We start from the raw sequence: 23,754 nt of genomic DNA, 5'->3' as shown, positions 1-23,754 counted from the left end.
TCGTGACCGACTCCGCGCGTTCGACCTATGCACTGGGTGATCGGGTCGTTCGTCGGATCGGGTTCGGGGCGATGCGAGCCCGGGACCAGGGGTGCTCGGGCCGCCGCGGGACCGCGACGAAGCGCTGTCGGTTCTTCGGCGGGCCGTCGAGCTGGGTGTGAACCACATCGACACGGCGCAGTTCTACGGGCCGGACGTGAGCAACGAGCTGATCCACGCGGCCCTCCACCCGTACCCGGACGACCTCGTCCTGGTCAGCAAGGTCGGGGCGGACCGGGACGCGACGGGGACCTGGCTCCCGGCGCAGGAACCTGCCTTGCTGCACGCCGGGGTCGAGGCGAACCTTCGCAGCCTGGCCGTCGATCGCATCGACGTGGTCAACCTCCGGCTGCATGCCCCCGACCACGGCCCGACCGTCGCGCTCGACGACCAGCTGGACGAGATGGTGGCTCTCCGTGCCGAGGGCAAGATCGGCGGCGTCGGGGTGAGCAACGTGAGCCTCGACCAGGTGCGGCACGCGATGGAGCGGACGGAGATCGCGTGCGTCCAGAACGCGTACAACCTGCTCGCCCGCGACGACGAGCCGATCCTCGACCTGTGCCGGGAGCACGGCATCCCGTACGTGCCGTTCTTCCCGCTGGGGTCCGCTTTCGCGCGCATGCCCAAGGTGACCGACCACCCGGAGGTTCGCGCGGCAGCCGAACGGCTCGGCTCGACGCCGAGCCAGGTCGGCCTCGCGTGGCTGCTCGGGCACGCCGACAACATCCTGCTCATCCCGGGAACGTCGCGGCGGTCCCACCTGGAGGAGAACGTCGCGGCCGGCGCGCTGCGGCTCGACCCGGAGACCACCGCACGCCTGGACGCCACGTCCGGCCCAGCCTGAGCCGGGTCGATACCCTCGGCGTCATGCCCGTCGCGCAGACCGGCGAGAGGGAGGACCCGTGACGTTCCAGGCGTACCTCGACAACATCGAGGACCAGACCGGCTTGACCCCGCGTCAGTTCGTCGAGCTGGCCAAGGAGCGCGGCTACGACGACCCCTCCGTGAAGGCGGGGGTGATCGTCGACTGGCTCAAGGAGGACTACGGCCTGGGCCGAGGGCACGCGATGGCGCTGGTGCACGTCATCCAGAAGGGACCGGCGATCAGCAGCAAGCACGTCGGCACGGACGGGGTGCATCGCGACGACACCGACCAGCTGTGGCTCGACGGCAGGGCGACGAACCCGGCGAACACCTAGCTCAGAGCCGCTCGAGGAGTCGCACCTCGACCTCGTCGCCGGACTGGCCCTTGCCGATCTGCGCGCACAGCGCGGCACGCAGCGGGAGCCAGTGCGGATCCGTTCCCGACAACATGAGGGTTGCGTCGAACGGGTGCCCGCCGAGCGTGCCTCGGACCTTGACGGGCCGCCGCGTGCCCAGCAGGTCGGCCGACCCGTCGAGCGTCACGAAGGTGGGGAAGGCGCCGTCCTTCTCGATCGCGGCGACGAAGGTGGCGTCGAGGGGCTCGCTCATGGCAGAACCCTACGCAGCGGCCTCCCGGAGCGAGCCGAGCGCACGCGGCCGTCGCGGGCGGCGACCGGTACCGTTGCGCCCGTGCCCGCACACGCCACCGGACCCGCGCGCCTCGTGCGCGCGTTCGTCGTCGCGGTGAGCACCGTGTTCCTCGCGCTCGCCGCGCACCTGCTCGGTGGCGGGGACGTCCCGCACGCGATCGTCCTGGTGCCGCTGGCCGCCGTCGCACTCGCCGCCGCGGTGCCGCTCAGCGCTCGACGGGTGGGGTTGCCGGGTGCCGTCGCCATGCTGGGCGTCGGTCAGCTGGTTCTGCACCACGCGTTCGACGCGCTCAGCGGCATGGGCTGCGCGCCCGCTGCCGGTTCTGCCTCGGTCCAGCACGTCCATGCCGCCGCGCAGACGATGCAGGTCGCGTGCACGTCGACGCACGCGGGGTCGGCGCCGGCGCTCGGCGGGTCCGCCATGCTCGTCGTGCACGTCGTCGCGACCCTGCTGACCGCCGCGCTCATCGCCGGCACCGATCGGGCCCTGACGTGGATCACCACGTGGATGCGCCCCCTCGTGGCGCTGCTCGCTCCCGTCGCGCTGCCCGCGTCCGCCACCCTGCCGGTCAAGGTCGAGGCGCACGTCCCGGCCGCCCGGCGCGACGTCGCTGTCGTTCCCCTGCGCGGTCCACCGCTGCGGGCCGCGCACGTCACGCTGGCTGCCTGAGCCTCCACGGAGAGCGGGCCGGCCCGGGCGTGCGCGTTCGCACACCCTCGTCGGTCACCCCATCCTCAGGAGCCTCCGCCATGCCTTCGACCCATCGCCGGAACCGCCTCGCGGCGGTCGTCCTGACGAGCCTCGGGCTCGTCGTCCTCCCGGCTGCCGCCGCCTCCGCGCACGTCCACGTCGACCCCGACGAGACCGCAGCCGGCGAGTTCTCGGTCCTCACGTTCCGCGTCCCCACCGAGTCCGCCACGGCGTCGACCAGCCAGGTCGTCGTCGACCTGCCGACCGACCACCCGCTCCTCTCGGTGTCGACCAGGCCCATCCCCGGCTGGACGGCGTCCGTGACCGAGGCGCCGCTGCCCGCGCCGGTCGTCGTCGAGGGCACGACCCTCACCAAGGCCCCGGCGACCGTGACCTGGACCGCGCAGCCCGGCAGCGAGATCGCCGACGGCCAGTTCCAGCAGTTCGAGCTGTCGGTCGGCCCGCTCCCCGACGCCGGCACCCAGCTCACGTTCCCGACGCACCAGACGTACACCGACGGCACGGTGGTGGACTGGACTGACCCGACGCCGGCGAGCAAGGAGGAGCCCGAGCACCCGGTGCCCACGTTCACGACGACCGCCGCCGAGGCCGAGGGCCACGATCACGCGACGGCCGAGCCGACCGATGAGGCGACGGTGTCGGTCACCAGCAGCGGGCAGACGTCGACCGACGCCTCCACCGACACGCTCGCGCGCACGTTGGGGATCGTCGGCATGGTGCTCGGGGCCGCCGCCCTGGCGGTCGCCCTCGTCTCGCGGCGTCGGCGCGGGGACGCGGCCTGATGCGCGCCCGGTCGATTCGCGCGCTGCTCGTCGTCGGCCTCGGGCTGGTCCTCGGGTTGACCGGTGCCGGGGCAGCGGAGGCGCACAACGTGCTGCGCAGCACCGACCCGACGGACGGCTCGACGATCGCGGTCGCCCCCGCCCAGGTCACGCTCACGTTCGACGAGCCGGCCCTCGCGCTCGGCACCGAGATCGAGGTGCGCGACCCCGCGGGGACGCTGGTGAGCGCCGGCGACGCGGTCCTCGTCGACGCGACCGTCTCGGAGAAGCTCGCCGGCGACCTGCCGGCGGGGAGGTACACCGTGGCGTGGCGGGTCACGTCGGCGGACGGGCACCCGATCACCGGCCAGCGCAGCTTCACGACCACGGGGACGACGACGATCGGTGGCGCGACCACCGACAGCCCGACCCCGTCCGACGCCCGGGACGAGCAGTCGACCGCGTCGGGTGGCAGCAACGCCCCGGCGATCGTCGCGGGCGTCCTCGCCGTGATCGCCGCCGCCCTTGTGGTCTGGTGGCTGCTCCGACGGGGCCGACGAGGCGCTGAGTGAGCGCGCCCCGGCCCTGAGGGCGCGCTAGGAGGTCCGCTGCAGCGAGCCGACGGGCAGGTTGTCCTGGTTGACCAGCACCATCGTGTCGTCGTCGTGCACGAGCCCGGCGACGGACGTCGGGAGCCACGGGTCCACCTCGGGGCAGTACATCTTCGTGGTGGCCCAGGCCGAGAAGCTGACGCCGGTGTCGGACGCCTTCCAGGTGCCGACCACCCTGTTGCAGCCGTCGGACCCGCTGGCCGAGCCGTCGCTGCCGAGGACGAGGTAGGCCGAGCCCTCGGTGGTCGACGCGCCCCAGGTGCCGGTTGCGTCGGCGGCGGGCGTCGGGTCGCCCGACGACGACGTCGCCGCGCCGCAGCCGGATATCAGTCCCAGCAGGAGCAGCGCGGCGAGGGAGGCGACGCGTCGGCTCATATCGGGCACGCTAGCACCGGGCCGGGGCGCCCCCCGGGGGGCGAGACGAGAGGCGGGGCATGTCCGACGCGACCGTGAGCCTGCTGGTCCTGGCCGGGTGCGTGGGGCTGTTCGTCTGGAACCGGCTGCCGGTGGGCGCGGTGGCTGTCCTGACCGCGCTGGCCCTCTACGCGACCGGCCTCGTCACGGCGACGCAGGCGGTGGCCGGCTTCGGGGACCCGGTCGTGATCTTCATCGCCAGCCTTTTCGTGCTGAGCGAGGGCCTGGAGTCCTCGGGGGTGACGGCGTGGGCGGGTCAGCAGCTGATCGCGCGGGCGGGGACCGGACGGGCGAAGCTGCTGGTCGCTCTCATGGCCCTGTCCGCGGTGATGGCCGCCCTGGTCACCCCGAACGGCGCCGCCGCCGCCCTGCTCCCGGTCGTCGTGCTCGCCGCGCGCAGAGCCGGCAGGGCCACGTCGCAGATGCTCATGCCGCTCGCCTTCGCGGCCAGCGCCGGCGCGCTCCTCGTGCTGTCGGGCAGTCCCGTCAACGTCATCGTGTCGGAGTCGCTGTCCGAGGCGACCGGCGACACGTTCGGCTTCTTCGAGTTCGCCCTGATCGGGTTGCCGCTCGTCGTGGTGACGGTCCTCGTCGCGGTGCTCGTCGGCAAGCCCCTGCTCCCGGACCGCACTCCCACGTCCCTGCCCGCGGACTTCTCCGGCCACCTGGACCGCCTGGTCGAGCACTACCGGCTCGAGCAGGGCTTCTTCCGGCTGCGCGTCACCGCGGCCTCGTCGGTCGGGCCGTTCACCGTCCCGGACGACGTCGTGCTCATCGGGGTGCAGAAGCAGGACGGCGAGCTCGCCGACGAGGGTCACCGTCCGGTCGTCGGCGACGTGCTCGTCGCGACGGGGGACGGGACGACCGCGTTCGCCGAGGCGCACGGCCTGACGATCGCGTCGACACCGCTGACCGCACGGACGCGCGAGGCGTTGCTCGGCCGCGAGGTCGGGATCGCCGAGCTGGTGGTCTCGCCGCGGTCGGCGATCATCGGCGAGACCGTCTTCCCGGGCGCGGTCCGCTCGGGCGTCGCCATCCTCGCCGTGCGCCGCCTGGGTCGCGACCGGTTGCGGACCGTGCTCGCCGAGGGGGATGCGCTCCTCGTGCACGGGACCTGGCCGGCCGTCGAGGCGCTCGCGGACGACGACGACGTGCTGCTGGTGGACAGCCCCGAGATGGTGCGGCGGCAGACGGTCGCGTTCGGCCCGCTGGCGTGGCGGGCGGTCGCGGTGCTCGTCGGGACGGTGATCCTGCTGGCCAGCGGTGCCGTGCCGCCCGCGATCGCGGGGCTGGTCGGCGCGGTCGCGATGGTCCTGACGGGCGTCGTCGCCGGCCCGCAGGCGCTGCGGGCGGTCTCGTGGCAGACGGTGATCCTCGTCGGCGGGCTGATCCCGCTGTCCGTGGCCATCGCGTCCAGCGGCGCCGCCGACCTCGTCGCGGGCTGGCTGCTGGACCTCGTCGGCGACGGCGACCCGCGGCTGGTGCTCGCGGCGCTCTTCGTGGTGACCGTCCTGCTGGGCCAGGTGGTGAGCAACACCGCGACCGTGCTGATCGTCGCCCCGATCGCGGTCGCGGTGGCGGGCGAGGCCGGGCTCGCGCTGGCGCCGGTCCTCATGCTCGTGGCGGTCGCGGGCGCCGCGTCGTTCCTCACCCCGATCGCCACCCCCGCGAACATGATGGTGATGACGCCCGGCGGGTACACGTTCGGGTCGTACTGGAAGCTCGGGCTCGCGACGACGGCGGCGTGGTTCGTCGTCGCGGTGGGCCTGATCCCGGTGATCTGGCCGGTCTAGTGCAGGTAGATGGACGCGCCGGGTCCCAGGGGGATGCCGAGCAGGTACCAGACGACCAGCAGCGCGGACCACGTGACCAGCAGCACCACCGTGTACGGGAGCATCAGCGAGATCACCGACCCGACGCCCACCTTGCGCCGGTAGCGCTCGGCGAAGATGACGATGAGGGCGAAGTACGGCATGAGCGGCGTGGCCACGTTCACGGGCGAGTCGCCGACGCGGTAGGCGGCCATCGCGAGGTCCGGGGAGATGCCCAGCTGGATGAACAGCGGCACGAAGACCGGCGCGAAGATCGCCCACTTGGGCACCACGCCGCCGATGAAGATGTCGATGACGGCGGTCACCGCGATGAGCCCGATGATCAACCAGACCGTGCTGAGGTTCGCGTTCTCGAGGGCGTCGGCCATGTTCACGGCCGCGATGGTGCCCAGGTTGGAGTAGTTGAAGTACGCGATGAACTGGCTGATCACGAGCAGCAGGAAGATCAGCCCGGACAGCCCGGCGATCGTCTTGGTCATCGGGTTGATGACGTCCATCGACCCCTTGATCGTCCCGGCGGCCCGGCCGTAGCAGAGCCCCATCACGAAGAAGTAGATGAGGATCAGGAAGATGATCGAGTTGAGGAAGGGGCTGTTCTCGATCAGCGAGCCGGTCTCCGGGTTCCGCAGCACCGCGTTCGGCGGGATGGTGAGGAGCAGGACCACCACGGTCACGCCGACGAACCCCCAGAACGCCCAGCGCAGCCCGTTCTTCTCCTCCGGGCTCAGCTCGCCCGACGGCGCCTCCGTCGCGGCCGTCTCCGGTCCCTCGCTCGGGTGGTAGGGCCCGAGCCGCGGCTCGACGAACTTCTCGGTCAGGATCGTCGCGACGACGGCGACGAGCAGCGTCGAGGCGATCCCGAAGTAGAGGTTGCCGGTGATCGAGACGTGGTTGGCGGGGTCGGCGATCGCCTCGTTGGTGATCTGGGCGAGCATGCCGTCCACCGGCGTGATGAGGATGTTCACGGCGAACCCGCCGCCGACGCCCGCGAACGCCGCCGCAAGCCCGGCCAGCGGGTGCCGCCCGAGCGAGAGGAACACCGCCGCCGAGAGCGGGATGAGCACGAGGTAGCCGGCGTCGGTCGCGATCGAGGACAGCACGCCCAGCAGCACGATGATGAACGTGATCGCCCGCGCCGGCGTGACCTTGACCAGCCGCTTGATGAACGCCTGGATCAGGCCGACCTCCTCGGCCATCCCGACGCCGATCATGGCCACGAGGATCACGCCGACCACGCCGAAGCTGTTGAAGTTGGCCACCGGTGACGTGAACACGAACCGCAGCCCGTCGGCATCCAGCAGGCTGCGCGCGGCGACCGTGACCGTCTGGACGTCGTCGGCACCCAGCTGCGCCTGCTCGAAGGTGACGCTGGAGCCCGCGGCCTGGAAGATCGCCGACAGCACCATGATCGCGCCGATGAGGATCAGGAAGATGATCACCGGGTGCGGGACCTTGTTGCCCACCCGCTCGATCCAGTCCAGGACCTTCTGGAGCAGCGACCGTTGCTCGATCTCGACCGTTGACACGCGGCGTTCCCCTCGCTGCCGACACCCTCGTCCTGGGTTCTAGCCCGAACGTAGCGGACGCCTTCCCTCGTGGCCGTCAGTCGTCGACCTGCGCGCCGCTCGGGGTCGGCGTCGATCCCTGTCGGGGCTCGGGCCGTGACGCGAACAGGTTCAAGCCCAGCGCACCCGACAGGAAGCGCGTGGCCAGCTGACCGCGGACGCTGTTGCCGGCGGGGTCGAGCCGCGGCGAGAAGGTGGCCAACGAGCCCTTGCCCGGCACCACGGTGACGATGCCGCCCGACACCCCGCTCTTGCCCGGCAGGCCGATGCTGAACAGCCACTCGCCCGAGCGCTCGTACAGCCCGCTCGTGGCCAGGGCCGCCAGCACGTAACGGCAGACCGACGCGTCGACCACGCGTTCGCCCGTCATCGGGTTGACGCCCCCGTCGGCCAGCGTCGCGCCCATGACGGCCAGGTCCGCCGCCGAGACCCGCACAGAGCACTGTCGCGTGTAGATGTCGGTGACCTCGAGCGGGTCGTGGGTGATCCGGCCGTAGCTCTCCAGCAGCCGTGCGATGGCCTGGTTCCGCCGGTTGTGCGCGGCCTCGGAGGCGTACACGTCGTCGTCGAGCACGAGCGGACGACCCGCGAACGCGGAGAGGCCGGCCTGCACGAACGCCCACTTCTCCGCCGCCGTCCGCCCGGGCGCCAGGCCCGTCGTGGTCAGCGCCCCCGCGTTGACCAGGGGATTCATCGGGCTGCCGCCGTTCAGCTCGAGCGCCATCACCGAGTTGAACGGCAGGCCGGTGTTGTTCACACCGACCGCGTCGAGGACGGCCTCCGGGCCCAGCGCATCGCAGACGAGCGCGAACACGAACGCCTTGGACACCGACTGGATCGAGAACTCGTGCCGCGCGTCGCCGACACTGTGCGACGCCCCGGTCACGGACACGATGCTGAGCCCGAACAGCGCCGGGTCCGCCGCCGCGAGCGCGGGGATGTAGTCGGCCACCTCGCCCTCGTCGACGCCCTCGTACCGGTCGTACGCCTCCTGCATGAGCTCCATCACCAGCTCGCGCCGGGGCAGAGTTCCGGTGGAGACCACGTCCGGGTCGATGTCCTCGCTCGTCATGTGCCCATATCAGCACAGGTCAGCGAGCAGATTGCGCGATCAGCCAGTCCAGTGCCTCGGCGGCGGCGGCCAGCACGGACACGTGCCCGTCGCCGGGGCGCAGCCAGAGCGTCGACGACGGCACCCGCGACGCCAGCCACCGTCCGTGCGAGGCGGGCACCATGCGGTCGTCGAGACCGTGCAGGAAGAGCGTCGGGCGGTGGACGTCGGCCGGGTCGAAGCCCCACGGACCGACGAGCGCGAGGTCGTCGTCGATCATCCCGTCGGGCCCGGCAGCCATGGCGGCGCCCGCGATCCGACCCAGCCACGCCCAGTCGCCCTCGAGCGCCGCGCCGTCGGCCGCCGTGAACATCTCCGGGTCGAACTCGCCGGTCGCCAGCTGCGCGGCTAGCGCCTCACGCCCGCGCGTCGCCGCACCCAGCTCTGCGCGCCCGGACGAACCCATCCCCGCGAAGTAGTCGAGCCCGGCGGCGTCGACGGGCGCCGGCGACGAGCCGCACACGACCGCCGTCACCCGGTCCGGCAGCAGCGTCGCGCAGGCGAGCGCGTGCGGGCCGCCGCCCGAGTGCCCCATCACCGCGAACCGCTCGATGCCGAGCGCGTCCGCCACGGCGGCCGTGTCGGGTGCCGCGCTCGCGACGGACCGCCCGGGGTCGGGCGTCGATCCGCCGTAGGACGGCCGGTCGTAGCCGACCCAGCGGATCCCGCGTCGCCGGGCCGCGTCGAGCAGGGGCTCCGGGGGCTCGCCCGTGTTCGGCGTGCCCGCGTGCCAGAGCACCGCGAGCCGCTCGTCGGCCACCGGGACGTCGTAGGCGTGCAGCGTCCGGCCGTCGGGCAGGAGGACGTCGACCATGCCGGCGAGCGTAGGACGGGTGCGCGCCGCCCGCAGGCTGTCGGTGGTCGGGCCTAGCGTGTGGGGGATGGACGTCGTGGAGAAGGCGGTCGCGGGTCGGTTCGACCTCGCGCAGAGCATCGCGTTCGGGTTCGGGGGTCGCGACGCCGGCGCGGGGTCGGTGATGCGGCTCGCGTTCTGCCTGGACGGGTACACCGACCAGGTCGGCGCGGTGGTGACCCAGCCGGGCGCCCAGGTGCTGCGCGTCGAGGTGCACGGCGAGGCGGACCCGCAGCGGGTGGCGGACCAGGTGGCTCGGGTGCTGTCGGCGGACGTCGACGGGACGGGATACGACGAGCTGGGCGGGCGGGACCCGGTCGTCGGCACGGCACAGGCCAGGCGTCCCGGGCTTCGGCCCCCGCTCTTCTACTCCGCGTACGAGGCCTTGCTCTGGTCCGTGCTGTCCGCCCGCCGACCGCAACGGCAGATGGCCGCCGTCCGCGAGCAGCTGGCGCGGGAGCACGGGCGGACCTTCACGCTCGACGGCGTCGAGCTCGCTGCCGTCCCGCTGCCCGAACAGCTGCTCGCCGTCTCCGGGTTCGACCCGATCCCGGAGATCAAGCTGCACCGGATGCACGCGATCGCCCGCGCCGCGCTCGACGGCGCCCTCGACACCGCGACCCTGCGAGCCCAGGACCCGGAGGTCACCCGCGCGCAGCTGCAGGCGTTCGAGGGGATCGGGCCGTTCTACTCCGAGCTGGTGCTGGTCCGCGCCCTCGGGCACACCGACGTTCTCCCGGTCAACGAGCCCATGGTCCGTGGCGCGACCGCGGCGGCACTCGGCGAGGCCGAGCCGCTCGATCCGGAGAGGTTGGCCGAGGTGGCCGAGGCGTGGCGGCCGTGGCGCACCTGGGTGGGTGTGGCACTGAGGGCGACCGCGGCGCAGTGAGCGCCACCGGGTTCACGGGAGCGCGGGGAACGCGCGCCGGGACACCAGGACGGCCACCAGCCCGATGGCGATGATCGCCGCGCCGAGGTAGGGCAGCCACTCCAGACCCGCCCCAGCGAGCACGAGTGCCCCGAGCGCGGCGCCGCCGCCGATGCCGATGTTCGCCGTGCTGTTCACCAGCGCACCGACGACGTCCGGGGACGCGCCGCGCGTGCGGATGGCGGCCGTCTGGAACACCGACGCGACCGCGCCGAAGCCCGCGGACCACACGGCCGCCGCGACGAGCACCCCCGGCAGCGACGGGAACAGCAGCCCGAGCGCGAGCAGTCCGAAGACGACGACGGACAGGACGAGGATCGTGCTGCGGCGAGGGTGCGTGTCGAGGGCGGTGACGGCGTACGCGGTGCCGACCAGCCCGAGTGCGCCGAGGCCGAGGAGCACCGGCCCCACCGCCACCTCGCCCAGGCCGGCGCCGATCAGCAGCACCGCGATGTAGGTGTAGACGGTGTACTGCCCGAGGTAGGTCAGCGAGTTGGTGGTGGACACGACCGCGAGGCGCGCGCGGTTGGTGCCCCGGGCCTCGTCGGCGACCGGAGCCCCACCACCGGCGACCGCCGGCAGGAAGATCGTGACCAGGACGACGGCCACGGCGCACGCGCCGCCCAGGACGGCGAACGCGGTCCGCCACCCGACCGCCGCGCCGAGCGCGGTGGACAGCGGGACGCCGAGCACGAACCCCGCGGACGCGCCGGCGGTCACCAGTGCGAGCGCGCGCCCGGTGAACTGCGGGCTGACCAGCCGCGACGCGTACCCGATGGCGACCGAGAAGAAGATCGCATGGGCGATCCCGCCGAGCGCGCGAGCGCCGGCGACCACCCCGAACGACGGGGCGACGGCCACCAGCGCGTTGCTGAGCGTGTAGGCGACGAGCGTGCCGAGCAGCAGCCCCTTGCGCGGCAGGCGCCGGGTGACCAGCACGAGCGGGACGGCCAGCGCCGCGACCATGACCGCGTAGATGGTGACCAGCAGCCCCCCGACCGACTCCGTGACGGCCAGGTCGTCGCTCATCTGCGGCAGCAGACCGACCGGGACGACTTCCGTGGTGATCGCGACGAACGTCGCGAGCGCCAGGGCGACGATGCCACCGCCGGCCTCGCGGACCGTGCCGGGCTGCCAGTGGTGGGTGCTCGTCACGCTGGCATGCTCGCACGGCACCCGCGACACGGGCCGGACGGAGGCGCACGCGCACGAAAGGTCCCCCGCCGCGAAGCGGACATCTTGTACCGTGCGAGCGAACTGACCCGTGTCCGTGCGCACCCGCCCGGATCCGCCCGCATCTCGCGAAGGAGCGCGCCCGATGGCTTCGCCTCAGGGCCTCGCGCCCGCCACCCGGACGCTGCTCACGTTGGCCGCGTTCGTCGTCACCCTCGCCGGGTTGCACGCGGCCGGTGGGTTCTTCGCGCCGATCATGCTCGCCGTGGTGCTCGTCATCATCTGTCACCCGCTGCGGATCCCGTTGGAGCGCCGGGGCTGGAAGCCCTGGATGGCGACGACGGCCGTGATCGTGACCGTCTACCTGATCCTCGCGATCCTCGTCGCGATGCTCGTGTTCGCCGGCATCCGGTTCACGGACCTGGTCCGCTCCTACAGCGACGAGCTGCAGCAGTCGCTCGCGGACGTGACCACGTGGCTCGCGTCCCTCGGCGTCGACCAGAGCACCGCGAGCTCGATCACCAGCGAGATCAACCCGTCGCAGGTGGTCAACGCGGCGACGTCGGTGGCCAGCACCGTGCTGAGCATCGCGGGGTCGTTCTTCTTCGTGCTCGCCTACGTGATCTTCATGGGGGTCGACGCCGCCCGGTACGACCGCGGGCGCCCGGCCTTCTTGCCCACCAAGTCCGACGTCTTCGAGCGGGCCACGATCTTCAACCGCGGTGTGCGCAGCTACTTCGTGGTCAGCGCGACGTTCGGCGCGATCGTCGCCGTCATCGACGGGATCGCGCTCTACCTGCTGGGCGTCCCCGCGGCGGTGGTCTGGGCGATCCTCGCGTTCGTCACCAACTTCATCCCGAACATCGGCTTCATCATCGGCTTGATCCCGCCGATGCTGCTGGCGTTCGTGGTGGGCGGCTGGGAGCTGGCGCTGTGGGTCCTGGTGGTCTACTGCCTGGTCAACGTGACGCTCCAGGTGATGGTGCAGCCGCGGTTCGTCTCCGACGCGGTGAACATCACGCTGACGCTGAGCTTCGTCTCGGTCGTCTTCTGGACGTTCATCATCGGCCCGCTGGGCGCCATCCTGGCGGTCCCGATGACCCTGCTGACCCGCGCGATGCTGCTGCAGAAGAACGGGTCGAACGCGTTCTACTTCTGGATCTCGGGCGAGACCGGCGCCGAGGAGCCGACCTCCCCCGACGACGCGGTCCCGGCCGACCCGCACCCCGAGATCGAGGCGCCGGACGAGCGGCCGCCCGCGATCGCGGACGCGACCGCCTGAGCGCCGCGGCACTCACCGGTCGGTGAGCGCCAGCTTCACGCCGAGTGCGACGAAGGCGCCGGCGAACGTGCGGCGCATCCAGCGGACGAGGTGCGGCCGGCTGACCACGTGCGAACGGACGGCCGCCGCGAAGGCGCCGTAGATGGCGAACACCACGAACGTCATCGCCATGAACACGCCGCTGAGCATCGTCATGTGCGCGAGGGCGCCGGGCTGGTCGGGGTGCACGAACTGGGGCAGGAACGCGAAGAAGAAGATGGTCAGCTTCGGGTTGAGGATGTTGATCAGGATCGCGGACCAGATCACCTGGCGCGCCGACCTGACCGGCGCGCCCGGGCTGCCCGCGCCCTCGTCGACCACCAGCTCGCTGCGGTCGCGCCACATCCGCACGGCCATGAACAGCAGGTACGCCACGCCGAGCAGCTTCAGCGACTGGAAGGCGACGGCGCTCGCGTTGAGCACCGCGGCCAGCCCGGTGATCGCCGCGACCATGTGCGGGACGATCCCGAGCGTGCAGCCGAGCGCGGCGACGAGGCTCGCGCGGGTGCCCCGGCTCAGACCGGCGCTCAGGGTGTACAGGACGCCGGTGCCGGGCGTCGCGACGATCACCAGCGAGGTCAGCAGGAACGCCAGGGTCATGTGGGCCATCGTGCACCCGCGCGACATCGCCACGCGATGGCGTTCTTCGCCGCGACCCAGGGTCAGAAGCGCTCGACGAGCAGGGCCAGCTGGTCGGGAGCCAGCGCGAGACCCATGTCCCGCAGGACCTCGTCCAGGGACTCGTCGTCGACGTGGGTGCTCGACAGCCGACCCGCGGGTGCCTCGACCACCAGCTGGCGGCCCGTGAGCAGGTGGGTCAGGGACTCGTCGCGACGCTGGACGACGAGCTGCGGGGTGAACCGGGAGGTCGGCGACGTGGAGGTGACCCAGTTGGCGGCGGCGACGTCGACCAGGTAGGTGTCCTCGGGCGGGACCGTGTAGTGGGTGATCCAGCGGCCGGCGTGCTGCTCGTGCAGCTGCCAGGCTGCCGTCGGCGAGCTGGACCGTGCGGAACGTCCAGCCGCCCTGCGAGGTCACGTTCCCGGCGATCAGCGGGACGGGGAACAGCAGCCCGGAGCCGTAGCCCGTGTCGGCCAGGTGCCAGACGTCGTCGACGAGCACGAAGACGACCAGGTGCGAGCGGGGCCGGGGCGTCACGGACGGGTCGCCGATGCGCGCGAGCCGGCGCTGCACCGGGTAGCCCAGGCGTTCGAGGGCCGCCGCGAGGAGGATCGCGTGCTCGTAGCAGTAGCCGCCGCGGTGCCCGTCGACGGCTTGCGCTGCACCGCCGGGAGGTCGACGCTGATGCCGGCACCGAGCAGGACGTCAAGGTTCTCGAACGGGATGGCAGCCAGGTGCGCACGGTGGATCTCGGGGAACGCACTGTCGGAGGCCAGGCCGATCCGGTCGAGGTAGGCGGGTAGGTCGAGCCGCTCGACGCCCCAGGCGGTCACGTGCTCGTCCACGGGGCGACCCGACCGAGGCGGCGCATCCGGCCGGTGGTCGTCACGAAGGAACCGAGGAGCACGCGAGGGAGCGTACGCCGGGCGTGCGGGCCAGGCCCGCGCTCACGGACTGATCAGTGCGTTTCCACCGCGTAAATTCCCGCATCTGCCCGGTTCCGGGGTGTCACCATGACCGCGTGACCGCCGTCGAGGTGTGGGAGGAGCGCGTCCGCTGGCCGTTGGCCGGTGCGGCGCTGCTGTTCCTGGCCGCCTACGCGACGCCGATCGTCTTCCCCGGCGTCCCGCACGACGTCCACGTCCTGTGCGACCTGCTGATCGCGGCCACCTGGGTGCTGTTCGCCGTCGACTACTTCGGCCGCCTGTACCTCAGCAAGGACCGCTGGCACTTCTTCCGCAAGAACGTGCTCGATCTCGCGGTGATCGCACTCCCCGTGCTGCGCCCGCTGCGGCTGCTGCGCCTGGTCGCGCTGATCGCGATCCTCAACCGGGCGGGCTCGGCCAGCCTGCGCGGTCGTGTCGTCATGTTCGCGATCGGTGGCACCGTCCTGCTGGTCACGTGCGGGGCGCTCGCCATCACCGACGCGGAGCGCGGCAAGCCCGGCAGCACGATCGCGAACGTGGGCGACGGGTTGTGGTGGGCGATGTCGACCATCACCACGGTCGGTTACGGCGACCGCTACCCCGTGACACCCACCGGGCGGTTCATCGCGGCCGCGCTGATGGTCGGTGGCATCGCGCTGCTCGGAGTGGTCACTGCGACGCTCGCGTCGTGGCTGGTCGAGCGCGTGGCCGAGGTCAACGAGCAGGAGGAGGCGGTGACCCGCACCGAGATCGACTCGCTCCTGGGGGAGATCCGGGCGTTGCGCGCGGAGATCGGGGCAATGTCCCACCGTGAGGACCCCGAACCGGTCGAACAATCATCTGGTTGAAATTTCGACGAGACTTCCGGAGAACTCCTCTGGAAGTCGCCTGAATGGCCGCGTGATTCTGCCCACACAGCGCATTCACAGTCGCTACTGTTCGCGTCATGCACACACTTCTCTCGACCGTCTCCACGACGTCGACCACGTCCTCCGGTGCCACAGGACTCATCTTCGGCATCTACCTCGTCGCCTACATCGCCCTCTTCGTCATCCCGATGTGGGTCATCTTCACGAAGGCCGGCGAGGCGGGCTGGCAGTCGATCATCCCGATCTGGAACTACATCGTCCTGATCAAGATCTCGGGCAAGCCGATGTGGTGGATCATCCTTTTCCTGATCCCGATCGTGAACATCGTGATCTGGATCCTCGTGCTCAACGGTCTGTCCGCGTCGTTCGGGCACGGGGCCGGATTCACGGTGGGCCTGTTCTTCCTGAGCGTGATCTTCTACTACATCCTCGCGTTCGACGGCAGCCAGTACCGGGGCCCCGGCGGCACCGTCGCCGTGCCAGGTGGCTACGCCACCGCCTGACCCGCAACCGGCCCGGCCGCACCCCTCGGCTCGAGGGGTGCGGCCGTTTGCGTGCGGCCTAGGGTGGTGCGGTTCCAGGATCGAGAGGACGTCGTGACAGAGCTGTCATACGAGGCGGTGGTGCGCACGCTGCGCACGGCCGGCTGCGTGTTCGCCGAGGACGAGGCGACACTCCTGCTCCAGTCCGCCCGGTCGACCGACGAGCTCGCGGCGATGCTCGAGCGCCGGGTGGCCGGTGAGCCGCTGGAAGTCGTCGTCGGATGGGCGTCGTTCTGCGGGCTGCGCATCGAGATCGACCCCGGCGTCTTCGTCCCGCGCCTGCGCACCGAGTTCCTGGTCGACGAGGCGGCCCGCCTGGTCGAGCTCGTCCGTCTCGTGCTCCCCTCGGACGAACCGGTCGTGGTCCTCGACCTGTGCTGCGGCTCCGGCGCGCTCGGGGTCGCCCTCGCCGAGACGCTCGACACCGACGTCGAGCTCTACGCCGTCGACATCGAGCCGGCGGCCGTGGCGTGCGCGACCCGTAACGTCGCCCCCGTCGGCGGGCTGGTCCTCCAGGGTGACCTGGACGAACCCCTGCCCGACCACCTGCTCGGCCGGGTCGAGGTGCTGCTGGCCAACGTGCCCTACGTGCCCACCCGCGTGATCGCCTCGATGCCGACGGAGGCCCGCGACCACGAGCCCCTCGTGACCCTCGACGGCGGTCCCGACGGCCTCGACGTGCTGCGTCGCGTCGCCGAGCTGGCCCCCCGGTGGCTGGCCCCGGGCGGCCACGTCCTCGTCGAGACCAGCGAGGGACAGGCCGACGACGCCTGCGCCGCGTTCGAGGCGGCGGGGCTCACCGCCCGGGTGGCCGTGGACGTCGACCGGGAGGCCACGGCCATCGTCGGGACCCTGCTCGCGGACTGACGCCGTCAGCGCCTGTTCTCGAGCCAGTTCGGGTTCGACATGAGGCCCAGGACGTTGCCGAACGGGTCCGTGACCGAGGCGGTGACGAAGCCGTGGCCGCGCTCGCGGATGCCGTCGTGCACGGCTGCACCCTGGTCGAGGGCTGCCTGGAAGGTCGCGGCGAGGTCGTCGACGTGCCAGTAGACGATCGCGCCTGAGGGGCCGCCCTGGGTGGGCGCGAAGCGGCGGTCGACGATCCCGAGTCGTCGTGGTGGTCGCCCAGGCGGAACTCGACGTAGCCGTCGCGGACGAAGTACGGCTCGACACCCAGGAGGTCGGCGTACCAGGCGTGGGCGGCGTCGACGTCGTCGGCGAAGAACGAGACGTTGGCGAGGCCGCGGAAGGAGGTGCGTGCCGATGTGTTCATGACTCCACTCTTCCGCGCAAAGTGCTCATCCTCTGAGCACGTTTCTGGCTAGCCTGAGATCGTGCGCGCAGACCGGTTGGTGGCGACGCTCCTGCTCATGCAGGCGCGTGGACGCGTGACGGCGGCCGAGATCGCGTCCGCGCTGGAGGTGTCGCTGGCGACCGCCCGCCGAGACCTGGAGGCGCTCTCGACGGCCGGGATCCCCGTCTACCCACAGCCCGGACGCGGCGGCGGTTGGTCGCTCGTCGGCGGTGCCCGCACCGACCTGACCGGCCTCACGTCGTCGGAGGCCCAGGCCCTCTTCCTGCTCGTCGGCCCGACGTCCGGACGGTCCGCGTCCGCCGTCTCCGCGCTGCGCAGAGCTCGTGAGGGCGCTCCCCGAGACGTTCCGCGCCGACGCCGAGGCAGCGGCCCAGGCGGTGGTGGTGGACCGCGGGCCGTGGGGTGCCGCGGCGGCCGGGTCCGATGCCGTCCCGGCGGTGGTCGACGAGCTTCCAGACAGCGGTCGTGCGACGCCGGCAGGTGTCGCTCGTGTACCGGTCCTCGCCGGAGCCGCGCGTGGTCGATCCGTGGGCGCTGGTCGACAAGGACGGGACCTGGTACCTGGTCGCGGGGACCCCGCACGGCCGACGGACGTTCCGCGTCGACCGCATCGTGTCCGTCGACGTTCTCGAGTCCGCCTTCTCGCGACCGCAGGCCCTCGACGTCGAGGCGGTCTGGGCCTCGGTGGTCGGCGAGCTGGAGGAACGTCGCTCGGTGGTGTCCGCGGAGGTGCTCGCTCCGGCGTGGCTCGTGCCCGTGCTGCAGCGGCAGTTCGGGCGGCACTGCGAAGTGCTCGGGCCCGACGACGACCGGGTGCGACTGCGGGTGGCCGCGCACCTGGCCCGGGCCGTCGCCGAGCAGCTCGCCGGCCACGGTTCGTCGATCGAGGTGGTCTCCCCGCCCGAGGTCGTCGCCGAGCTCGTCCGGATCGGACGCGAGCTGACGCAGGCCTATGTCGGTGGCGCTCGCTAGCGTGCCGGGATGAGGACTGAGGGGACGTTCACGGTCAGTGGGTTCACGCCGGTGCCCGTCGAGGTGCCCGATCCGGTGCAGACCGCGCTCGGCGTCGGGATCGCGACGATGCGCAAGCAGTACGCGGGCGCGGTCGAGGGCCGCTCCGTCACGTACTTCACCTCGGCGTTCGACCCCGAGAAGGGCGTCGGCACCTACGTGGCCCTGGAGTCGTTCGAGGGGTCCGTCGACGGGCTGTCGGGGTCGTTCAACTTCGCGCACGTGGCCTCGACCAGCGGGGACGACCGCTCAGGCGAGTTCTTCACGATCGTCGCCGGCAGCGGGACGGGCGGCTGGCGGGCATCACGGGCGGAGGCGCCCTGGTCGTCGACGCCGACGGCACCCACCGGATGCGGTTCGAGTACTCGGTCGGTTAGGACGACAGCGCGCGGACCGTGTTGTTGCGGGCGTCGTGCGTCAGCTCGACCAGACCCAGCGACTCGAGCAGCGGCGGCAGGTACATGCCGAACCGCCCGCGGTACCCCGTGCGGAGCCCGTACCAGCCGCCGACGGGGTTCGCCTCGTCGCGACCCCATGCCTCGACCGTTCCGGCCGCCGCGGGCTTGTTCTCGTCCGCGGCACCGAGCGGCACCCAGTCGCCCTGCCCGAGCAGCCAGGTGTGCAGGTCGTGGATCGCGCTCAGGTGGTACTTCAGCGTCGTCGACCCGACCTGGCACACGAGCGCCGGGGGATCGGCGGCCTCGTCGCGGTACATCGTGTAGGCGGACGAGCCGGGCGCGGTGGTCAGCTGCCAGGGGTCGTCCTTGGTCCCAGTCCCGACCATCGTGCGCCTCTCTTCGAGCATCGGCGGGGATCGGTCGTCCCGATCAGACACCACTATCGACCGCCGAACCCGGTTCCGCCCAGGGGTGCTGACCTCCCGATCGGAGACGATCGCGCGACTACGCTCGCCGGAGCGCGACCGGACGGGCCGCGTACCCACGACCTACGGTGAGGTGATCGATGCGTCTGGTCGGTGAGGTGGCGGCGCAACCCTGGTACGACGGTGCCGCGACGATCGCCACGATCGTCGCCGCGCTGGGTGCGATCGGCGCCATCATCGTGGGGATCTTCACCATCCGGGAACGTGCGCAGGCGGACGCCCGGGCGCAGTGGTGGGCGCGGGTGCAGTGGGCCGTCGACCTCTCGTTCGAGGAGGAGCGGGCCCGGCGGACGGTCGGCTTCGAGGCCCTCGCGCAGCTCGCGCGCTCGCCGCTGGCCGGGTCGGGGGACCTCGACTTCCTACGCGGTCTGACGCTCGACTCGTTGGCCGCCGTGCACGGTCGTGGCGAAGGCCCGTTCACGCTGGACGACCGCGCCGACCGCGCCGACCGCGCCGACCGCGCCGACCGCGCCGCCAGCCAGGGCCACCGGACTCCCGTGGATCGTTCCGAGATCGCCGCCGCAGGGCTGCGCACGGCCACCGACGCGGCGCAGGGAGCGTCGACGCCGTCGTGGATCGAGGAGCTCGCCGGCACGCGTCGTGGATGACCGTGCCCCCTGGTGAGACGGCGAAACCTCCGTCCCGCGCGCGAACCGGGCGCCGGAGCGGAGACGACCTTCGCACTTACGCACCTGTAAGACTTACTGGTCTGTAAGGGTTGACACCCGGCGTCCGTTCGGTACGTTTTGTCCCGGCCGGCCATCGCGTCCGGCGCACGGCGCCAACGACGGTGCCCCCTGTCCGCAGGGTCCGTCAGAACGACGTGCCCCCTGTGCGGAGAGAGGTACGCCCCACCATGCGACCACGTGAGAACGCTCCCCAAAAGATGACGGGTCATCGTCGACTCGCCTTCGCGGCGGTCGGCGCGACCGTCGCCCTCGTGCTCGTCCCGCTGGTCTCGGCGCCCGCCGAGGCGCACGGCGTCACCCCGCCCGTCGACCTGGGCGTGAACACGATCGTCTTCGACCCCAGCCAGCCGATTGCCGACATCCAGGCGAAGGTCGACCAGATCGCCGCCCAGCAGGTCGACGCGCAGTTCGGCGACGCCCGCTACTCCATCCTGTTCAAGCCGGGCACGTACGGCACACCTGAGCAACCCCTGCGCTTCCAGGTGGGGTACTTCACCGAGGTCGCCGGTCTCGGTCAGAACCCCGGCGACGTCGTCATCAACGGCGCGATCGAGGTCTACGACCGCTGCTACCCGACGGCGCCCGGCGCTCCCACGGACTGCACGGCCCTGAACAACTTCTGGCGGTCGCTGTCCAACCTGAGCATCCACTACGCGGCCGGGAACGCCGACGGCTGCCACGCGAGCGCCAACTTCTGGGCCACGTCGCAGGCCGTCTCCATCCGGCGCGTCAGCCTCACGGGCGCCCAGCTGTCGCTCATGGACTACTGCGGCGCGCCCCCCAACTACGCGTCCGGCGGGTTCATCGCGGACTCGCAGCTGCCCAACGTGGTCAGCGGCAGCCAGCAGCAGTGGCTGACCCGCAACAGCTCGGTCGCCGGGTGGAGCAACTCCGTCTGGAACCAGGTGTTCTCGGGTGTCATCGGCGCCCCGGCCGACGACTTCGGACCGGGCGTGCCCGGGCCGCTCACCAACAAGTACACGACCCTGCCGACGACGCCGGCCTCGAAGGAGAAGCCGTACCTGTTCGTCGACGCGAAGGGTGCGTACAACGTCTTCGTCCCGTCGGCGCAGACCAACAAGCTCTGGCGCCTCGTGGGCCAACGGTCTGACGCCCGGCAAGGCGCTGCCGCTGAGCGGCTTCTATGTGGCCAAGCCGGGTGACTCCGCCGTCAAGATCAACGCGGAGCTGGCCCGCGGCAAGAACCTGCTGTTCACGCCGGGCGTCTACCACGTGAACCGCACGATCAACGTGCTCCACCCCAACACCGTGGTGCTCGGGATGGGCCTGGCGACGATCGTCCCGGACAACGGCGTGATCGGCATCCAGACCCTCGATGTCCCGGGCGTGGACATCGCGGGCCTGATCTTCGACGCCGGCACGGTGAACTCCCCGGCGCTCCTGCAGCTGGGCACCAAGATCTCGAAGCTCGACGGACTGGGCAAGCGGCAGTTCCTGAGCAGCGCGAGCAACCCGACCGCCGTGCAGGACGTGTTCTTCCGCATCGGCGGCGAGCACGTCGGCAAGGCCACCAACAGCCTCGTCGTCAACACGAACCAGACGATCGTCGACCACACCTGGGCCTGGCGCGCCGACCACGGCGACGGGGTCGGCTGGACCGTGAACACGGCAGACACCGGCGTCCTGGTGAACGGCAACGACGTCACCGCCACGGGCCTGTTCTCCGAGCACTTCCAGAAGTACGACGTCGTCTGGAACGGCGAGCGCGGCAAGACGATCTTCTTCCAGAACGAGATGCCGTACGACGCCCCGAACCAGGCCGCCTGGCAGCACGACGGCGTCCTGGGTTACGCGGCCTACAAGGTGAACGACAAGGTCAAGACCCACGAGGCCTGGGGGCTGGGCAGCTACATCTACACCAACGTCGACCCGACCCTGCACGCCACCCAGGCGTTCGAGGTGCCGGTGACGCCCGGTGTGACGCTGCACCACCTCCTGACCATCTCGCTCAACGGCGCCGGCACGATCGACCACGTGGTCAACGGCATCGGGGAGGCCGTCACGCCGACGGTCCAGGGACCGGCGGTGGTTCAGCAGTACCCGTGATGCCCCGCAGGTAGCACGTGTTCGATCCTGTACGCACGGCACCACCGGCGACGCCCGGTCCCGCGGTCGACAACCGCGGGCCCGGGCGTTGCTGCGTCCGTCCGGCACGCTCGTCGGACCGGCCTGTCGAAGACGGCGACGGCCGTTCGACGTGGTGGTGAAGGTCCGATCCCGGCACTAGCGTCGGGACGGCATCCACATCGAGGGAGATCGCCATGAAGGTTCTGGTCATGATCAAGAGCGACGGTGTCGACGAGGCTGCGGCCAAGCCGAACGACGAGATGTTCGCGGTGATGAACGCGTACAACGAGCAGCTGGTGAACGCCGGGATCATGCTCGGCGGCGAGGGCCTCAAGCCCAGCTCGGAGGGCGCCAAGGTGGTGTTCGCGACGAGCGGCGAGACGTCGGTGGTCGACGGTCCGTTCACGGAGGCCAAGGAGATCGTCGCCGGCTACTGGATCTGGCAGGTCAGCTCGCTCGACGAGGCGACCGAGTGGGCCAAGCGGTGCCCGTCGACGCCGGGGATCCGTTCGGTGCTCGAGATCCGGCCGTTCTTCGAGATGGCGGACTTCGAGCAGGTCCTCTCCCCGGAGACCATCGCCAAGGAGCAGGACCTGATCGCGCGCGCCGAGGCGCAGCAGAACGCCTGAGGTCGGTCCGTCCCGATGAGCGACGCGCGGCGGACCGTCGAGGTCGTCTGGCGGATCGAGTCGCCGCGGCTGATCGCCTCGCTCACCCGACTGGTCCGGGACGTCGGCCTGGCCGAGGAGCTCGCGCAGGACGCGTTCGTCGCGGCCCTCGAGCAGTGGCCCACCGACGGCGTCCCGGACAAGCCCGGTGCCTGGCTGATGACGACGGCCAGGCGCCGGGCCATCGACCTGATCCGGCGCGAGCACAACCGGGACGCGAAGTACGCGGTCCTCGCTCAGGACCTGACAGACGTGGCGCCCGTCGACGGGATCGTCGAGGATCCCGTCGGCGACGACCTGCTCTCGCTGGTGTTCCTCACCTGCCACCCGGTGCTGCCCAAGGAGTCCCGGATCGCGCTGACGCTGCGGCTGTTCGGCGGGCTGACCACGGACGAGATCGCCCGCGCCTACCTGACCCCGAGCGCGACGATCGGCCAGCGGATCTCGCGCGCCAAGCGGACGCTCGCCGAGGCGCACGTCCCGTTCGAGGTGCCGCAGGCCGACCAGCTGCCGGCCCGCGTGGGCTCCGTGCTCGAGGTGATCTACCTGATCTTCACCGAGGGGTACGCGGCCACCAGCGGCGACGAGTGGGTGCGTCGCGACCTTGCCGACGAGGCGATGCGCCTGGGTCGCGTCCTGGCCGGGCTGCTTCCGCGCGAGCCCGAGGTGCACGGTCTGGTCGCGCTCATGGAGCTGCAGGCCTCCCGGTTCGACGCCCGCGGGTCCGGGACGCTGCTCCAGCACCAGGACAGACGCTTCTGGGACCGCCAGCTGATCGAGCACGGACTACGGGCGCTCGACAGCGCGATCGCGCTGGGCCGCCCGCTGGGGCCCTACACGCTGCAGGCCGCGATCGCCGCCTGCCACAGCCGGGCGCCGAGCTTCGAGACCACCGACTGGGAGGCCGTCGTCGCGCTCTACGACGCCCTCGCGCAGCTCACGCCGAGTCCCGTCGTCGAGCTGAACCGGGCCGTCGCCGTGCTGCACGCCGACGGACCGCAGGCCGCGCTGGACGCTCTGGACGCGATCGCCGGCGACCCGCGGATGGCTCGCTACCACCTGCTCGGCGCGGTCCGCGCGGAGGTCCTGACGCAGCTCGGCCGAACGGCCGAGGCCGCCGCCGAGCTGGAACGCGCCGCCGACCTGGCCCCGACCAGGCGCGAGCGGAACCTCCTGCTCGAACGCGCGGCGGCCACCGTTCCCGACTAGAGCACCTCGGCAGGACGACTGCTACCGTCGGGCCATGCGCTTCTTCGACCTGCTCCTTACCCGGCCGCGCTGAGCCCGGGTACGAGTCAGCGCGGCGAG

General features: G+C 71.6%; 27 protein-coding genes and 3 pseudogenes. 19 read left to right on the top strand and 11 right to left on the bottom strand.

Annotation, left to right across the window (positions count from 1 at the left end; all coding sequences use genetic code 11):
- Positions 1 to 91 precede the first annotated feature (91 nt).
- Together AC38ZX_RS20970 and AC38ZX_RS20965 are read left to right on the top strand one after the other, a co-directional pair.
- Positions 92 to 883 (top strand): aldo/keto reductase, encoded by a 792-nt coding sequence (locus tag AC38ZX_RS20970; RefSeq protein ID WP_491295770.1) that lies wholly within the window; start codon positions 92 to 94, stop codon positions 881 to 883.
- 58 nt (positions 884 to 941) lie between these two features.
- Positions 942 to 1,238 carry a DUF4287 domain-containing protein gene (locus AC38ZX_RS20965; RefSeq protein WP_426593717.1) on the top strand — a complete coding sequence of 99 codons (297 nt, stop codon included), beginning with the start codon at positions 942 to 944 and terminating at the stop codon, positions 1,236 to 1,238.
- Position 1,239: 1 nt separating this feature from the next.
- Here the strand turns inward: AC38ZX_RS20965 and AC38ZX_RS20960 are convergent, their stop codons facing one another.
- Positions 1,240 to 1,512 carry a DUF1905 domain-containing protein gene (locus AC38ZX_RS20960; RefSeq protein WP_426593715.1) on the bottom strand — a complete coding sequence of 91 codons (273 nt, stop codon included), beginning with the start codon at positions 1,510 to 1,512 and terminating at the stop codon, positions 1,240 to 1,242.
- Positions 1,513 to 1,593: 81 nt separating this feature from the next.
- On the opposite strand from AC38ZX_RS20960, the gene AC38ZX_RS20955 reads away from it, so the two are divergent.
- From AC38ZX_RS20955 to AC38ZX_RS20945, 3 genes are all read left to right on the top strand, one after another.
- Complete coding sequence (locus tag AC38ZX_RS20955; RefSeq protein ID WP_426593713.1) at positions 1,594 to 2,223, top strand: hypothetical protein; 630 nt, start codon at positions 1,594 to 1,596, stop codon at positions 2,221 to 2,223.
- Between the two features lie 80 nt (positions 2,224 to 2,303).
- A complete protein-coding gene (locus tag AC38ZX_RS20950) occupies positions 2,304 to 3,047 on the top strand; it encodes a YcnI family copper-binding membrane protein (protein ID WP_491295768.1) in 744 nt (247 codons plus the stop codon).
- On the top strand, positions 3,047 to 3,598 hold the full coding sequence (locus AC38ZX_RS20945) for a copper resistance CopC family protein (RefSeq protein ID WP_491295766.1): 552 nt from the start codon (positions 3,047 to 3,049) through the stop codon (positions 3,596 to 3,598). Before AC38ZX_RS20950 ends, AC38ZX_RS20945 begins: the two co-directional genes overlap by 1 nt.
- A 24-nt stretch (positions 3,599 to 3,622) precedes the next feature.
- Here the strand turns inward: AC38ZX_RS20945 and AC38ZX_RS20940 are convergent, their stop codons facing one another.
- Positions 3,623 to 4,012, bottom strand: coding sequence for an META domain-containing protein (locus AC38ZX_RS20940; RefSeq protein WP_491295765.1), 390 nt, complete (start codon positions 4,010 to 4,012; stop codon positions 3,623 to 3,625).
- A gap of 59 nt (positions 4,013 to 4,071) precedes the next feature.
- Between AC38ZX_RS20940 and AC38ZX_RS20935 the strand changes: the two genes are divergently transcribed.
- Complete coding sequence (locus AC38ZX_RS20935; protein ID WP_491295763.1) at positions 4,072 to 5,844, top strand: SLC13 family permease; 1,773 nt, start codon at positions 4,072 to 4,074, stop codon at positions 5,842 to 5,844.
- Here AC38ZX_RS20935 and AC38ZX_RS20930 read toward each other — a convergent pair.
- The 3 genes from AC38ZX_RS20930 to AC38ZX_RS20920 all read right to left on the bottom strand — a co-directional run bounded on the left by AC38ZX_RS20930 (position 5,841) and on the right by AC38ZX_RS20920 (position 9,373).
- Positions 5,841 to 7,409, bottom strand: a complete 1,569-nt coding sequence (locus tag AC38ZX_RS20930) for an AbgT family transporter (protein ID WP_491295762.1) — start codon at positions 7,407 to 7,409, stop codon at positions 5,841 to 5,843. The genes AC38ZX_RS20935 and AC38ZX_RS20930 overlap by 4 nt on opposite strands.
- Positions 7,410 to 7,485: 76 nt before the next feature.
- A complete protein-coding gene (glsA, locus tag AC38ZX_RS20925; RefSeq protein ID WP_426593699.1) occupies positions 7,486 to 8,520 on the bottom strand; it encodes a glutaminase A in 1,035 nt (344 codons plus the stop codon).
- A 19-nt stretch (positions 8,521 to 8,539) separates the two neighbouring features.
- The gene (locus AC38ZX_RS20920) at positions 8,540 to 9,373 is read right to left on the bottom strand and encodes an alpha/beta fold hydrolase (RefSeq protein WP_491295761.1); all 834 of its coding nucleotides are present in this window, start codon (positions 9,371 to 9,373) and stop codon (positions 8,540 to 8,542) included.
- 67 nt (positions 9,374 to 9,440) lie between these two features.
- On the opposite strand from AC38ZX_RS20920, the gene AC38ZX_RS20915 reads away from it, so the two are divergent.
- Positions 9,441 to 10,301 (top strand): DNA-3-methyladenine glycosylase family protein, encoded by an 861-nt coding sequence (locus tag AC38ZX_RS20915; RefSeq protein WP_491295760.1) that lies wholly within the window; start codon positions 9,441 to 9,443, stop codon positions 10,299 to 10,301.
- 12 nt (positions 10,302 to 10,313) lie between these two features.
- Here the strand turns inward: AC38ZX_RS20915 and AC38ZX_RS20910 are convergent, their stop codons facing one another.
- Positions 10,314 to 11,495 carry an MFS transporter gene (locus tag AC38ZX_RS20910; protein WP_491295759.1) on the bottom strand — a complete coding sequence of 394 codons (1,182 nt, stop codon included), beginning with the start codon at positions 11,493 to 11,495 and terminating at the stop codon, positions 10,314 to 10,316.
- Between the two features lie 163 nt (positions 11,496 to 11,658).
- On the opposite strand from AC38ZX_RS20910, the gene AC38ZX_RS20905 reads away from it, so the two are divergent.
- The gene (locus AC38ZX_RS20905; RefSeq protein ID WP_491295758.1) at positions 11,659 to 12,795 is read left to right on the top strand and encodes an AI-2E family transporter; all 1,137 of its coding nucleotides are present in this window, start codon (positions 11,659 to 11,661) and stop codon (positions 12,793 to 12,795) included.
- Positions 12,796 to 12,807: 12 nt separating this feature from the next.
- Here the strand turns inward: AC38ZX_RS20905 and AC38ZX_RS20900 are convergent, their stop codons facing one another.
- The 3 genes and pseudogenes from AC38ZX_RS20900 to AC38ZX_RS20890 all read right to left on the bottom strand — a co-directional run.
- Complete coding sequence (locus AC38ZX_RS20900; protein ID WP_426593690.1) at positions 12,808 to 13,434, bottom strand: LysE family translocator; 627 nt, start codon at positions 13,432 to 13,434, stop codon at positions 12,808 to 12,810.
- 62 nt (positions 13,435 to 13,496) lie between these two features.
- Positions 13,497 to 13,784 carry an arylamine N-acetyltransferase gene (locus AC38ZX_RS20895; RefSeq protein WP_491297514.1) on the bottom strand — a complete coding sequence of 96 codons (288 nt, stop codon included), beginning with the start codon at positions 13,782 to 13,784 and terminating at the stop codon, positions 13,497 to 13,499.
- 103 nt (positions 13,785 to 13,887) lie between these two features.
- Positions 13,888 to 14,288 (bottom strand): annotated as a pseudogene (locus AC38ZX_RS20890) (arylamine N-acetyltransferase family protein); the annotation flags it as partial.
- A gap of 188 nt (positions 14,289 to 14,476) precedes the next feature.
- Between AC38ZX_RS20890 and AC38ZX_RS20885 the strand changes: the two are divergent.
- From AC38ZX_RS20885 to AC38ZX_RS20860, 6 genes and pseudogenes are all read left to right on the top strand, one after another.
- The gene (locus tag AC38ZX_RS20885) at positions 14,477 to 15,229 is read left to right on the top strand and encodes a potassium channel family protein (protein WP_426593686.1); all 753 of its coding nucleotides are present in this window, start codon (positions 14,477 to 14,479) and stop codon (positions 15,227 to 15,229) included.
- A 98-nt stretch (positions 15,230 to 15,327) separates the two neighbouring features.
- Positions 15,328 to 15,753 carry a DUF5684 domain-containing protein gene (locus AC38ZX_RS20880; RefSeq protein ID WP_426593684.1) on the top strand — a complete coding sequence of 142 codons (426 nt, stop codon included), beginning with the start codon at positions 15,328 to 15,330 and terminating at the stop codon, positions 15,751 to 15,753.
- Between the two features lie 93 nt (positions 15,754 to 15,846).
- Complete coding sequence (locus tag AC38ZX_RS20875) at positions 15,847 to 16,659, top strand: putative protein N(5)-glutamine methyltransferase (protein ID WP_426593683.1); 813 nt, start codon at positions 15,847 to 15,849, stop codon at positions 16,657 to 16,659.
- 503 nt (positions 16,660 to 17,162) lie between these two features.
- Positions 17,163 to 17,234: pseudogene (locus AC38ZX_RS20870) on the top strand (hypothetical protein); the annotation flags it as partial.
- 296 nt (positions 17,235 to 17,530) lie between these two features.
- The gene (locus tag AC38ZX_RS20865) at positions 17,531 to 18,079 is read left to right on the top strand and encodes a helix-turn-helix transcriptional regulator (RefSeq protein WP_491295757.1); all 549 of its coding nucleotides are present in this window, start codon (positions 17,531 to 17,533) and stop codon (positions 18,077 to 18,079) included.
- Positions 18,080 to 18,088: 9 nt separating this feature from the next.
- Positions 18,089 to 18,352, top strand: a pseudogene (locus AC38ZX_RS20860) (DUF3224 domain-containing protein); the annotation flags it as partial.
- Here the strand turns inward: AC38ZX_RS20860 and AC38ZX_RS20855 are convergent.
- Together AC38ZX_RS20855 and AC38ZX_RS20850 are read right to left on the bottom strand one after the other, a co-directional pair.
- Positions 18,274 to 18,465: a hypothetical protein gene (locus tag AC38ZX_RS20855; protein WP_491295756.1), complete on the bottom strand. Its 192-nt coding sequence runs from the start codon at positions 18,463 to 18,465 to the stop codon at positions 18,274 to 18,276. The pseudogene AC38ZX_RS20860 and the gene AC38ZX_RS20855 overlap by 79 nt on opposite strands.
- 26 nt (positions 18,466 to 18,491) lie before the next feature.
- Complete coding sequence (locus AC38ZX_RS20850) at positions 18,492 to 18,923, bottom strand: DUF6855 family protein (RefSeq protein ID WP_491295755.1); 432 nt, start codon at positions 18,921 to 18,923, stop codon at positions 18,492 to 18,494.
- Positions 18,924 to 19,081: 158 nt separating this feature from the next.
- On the opposite strand from AC38ZX_RS20850, the gene AC38ZX_RS20845 reads away from it, so the two are divergent.
- The 5 genes from AC38ZX_RS20845 (at position 19,082) to AC38ZX_RS20825 (ending at position 23,655) form a co-directional block, all read left to right on the top strand.
- Complete coding sequence (locus AC38ZX_RS20845) at positions 19,082 to 19,609, top strand: hypothetical protein (protein ID WP_491295754.1); 528 nt, start codon at positions 19,082 to 19,084, stop codon at positions 19,607 to 19,609.
- A 278-nt stretch (positions 19,610 to 19,887) separates the two neighbouring features.
- Complete coding sequence (locus AC38ZX_RS20840) at positions 19,888 to 20,853, top strand: hypothetical protein (RefSeq protein WP_491295753.1); 966 nt, start codon at positions 19,888 to 19,890, stop codon at positions 20,851 to 20,853.
- Positions 20,837 to 21,757 (top strand): pectate lyase-like domain-containing protein, encoded by a 921-nt coding sequence (locus AC38ZX_RS20835; protein ID WP_491295752.1) that lies wholly within the window; start codon positions 20,837 to 20,839, stop codon positions 21,755 to 21,757. The genes AC38ZX_RS20840 and AC38ZX_RS20835 overlap by 17 nt, the downstream gene beginning before the upstream one ends.
- Positions 21,758 to 21,972: 215 nt before the next feature.
- Complete coding sequence (locus AC38ZX_RS20830; RefSeq protein ID WP_426593675.1) at positions 21,973 to 22,407, top strand: YciI family protein; 435 nt, start codon at positions 21,973 to 21,975, stop codon at positions 22,405 to 22,407.
- 15 nt (positions 22,408 to 22,422) lie between these two features.
- Positions 22,423 to 23,655, top strand: a complete 1,233-nt coding sequence (locus AC38ZX_RS20825; protein ID WP_491295751.1) for an RNA polymerase sigma factor — start codon at positions 22,423 to 22,425, stop codon at positions 23,653 to 23,655.
- Positions 23,656 to 23,754: the final 99 nt, after the last annotated feature.

The organism is Cellulomonas sp. McL0606 (assembly GCF_058248365.1).
This window is presented reverse-complemented; position numbering and strand designations above follow the sequence as displayed.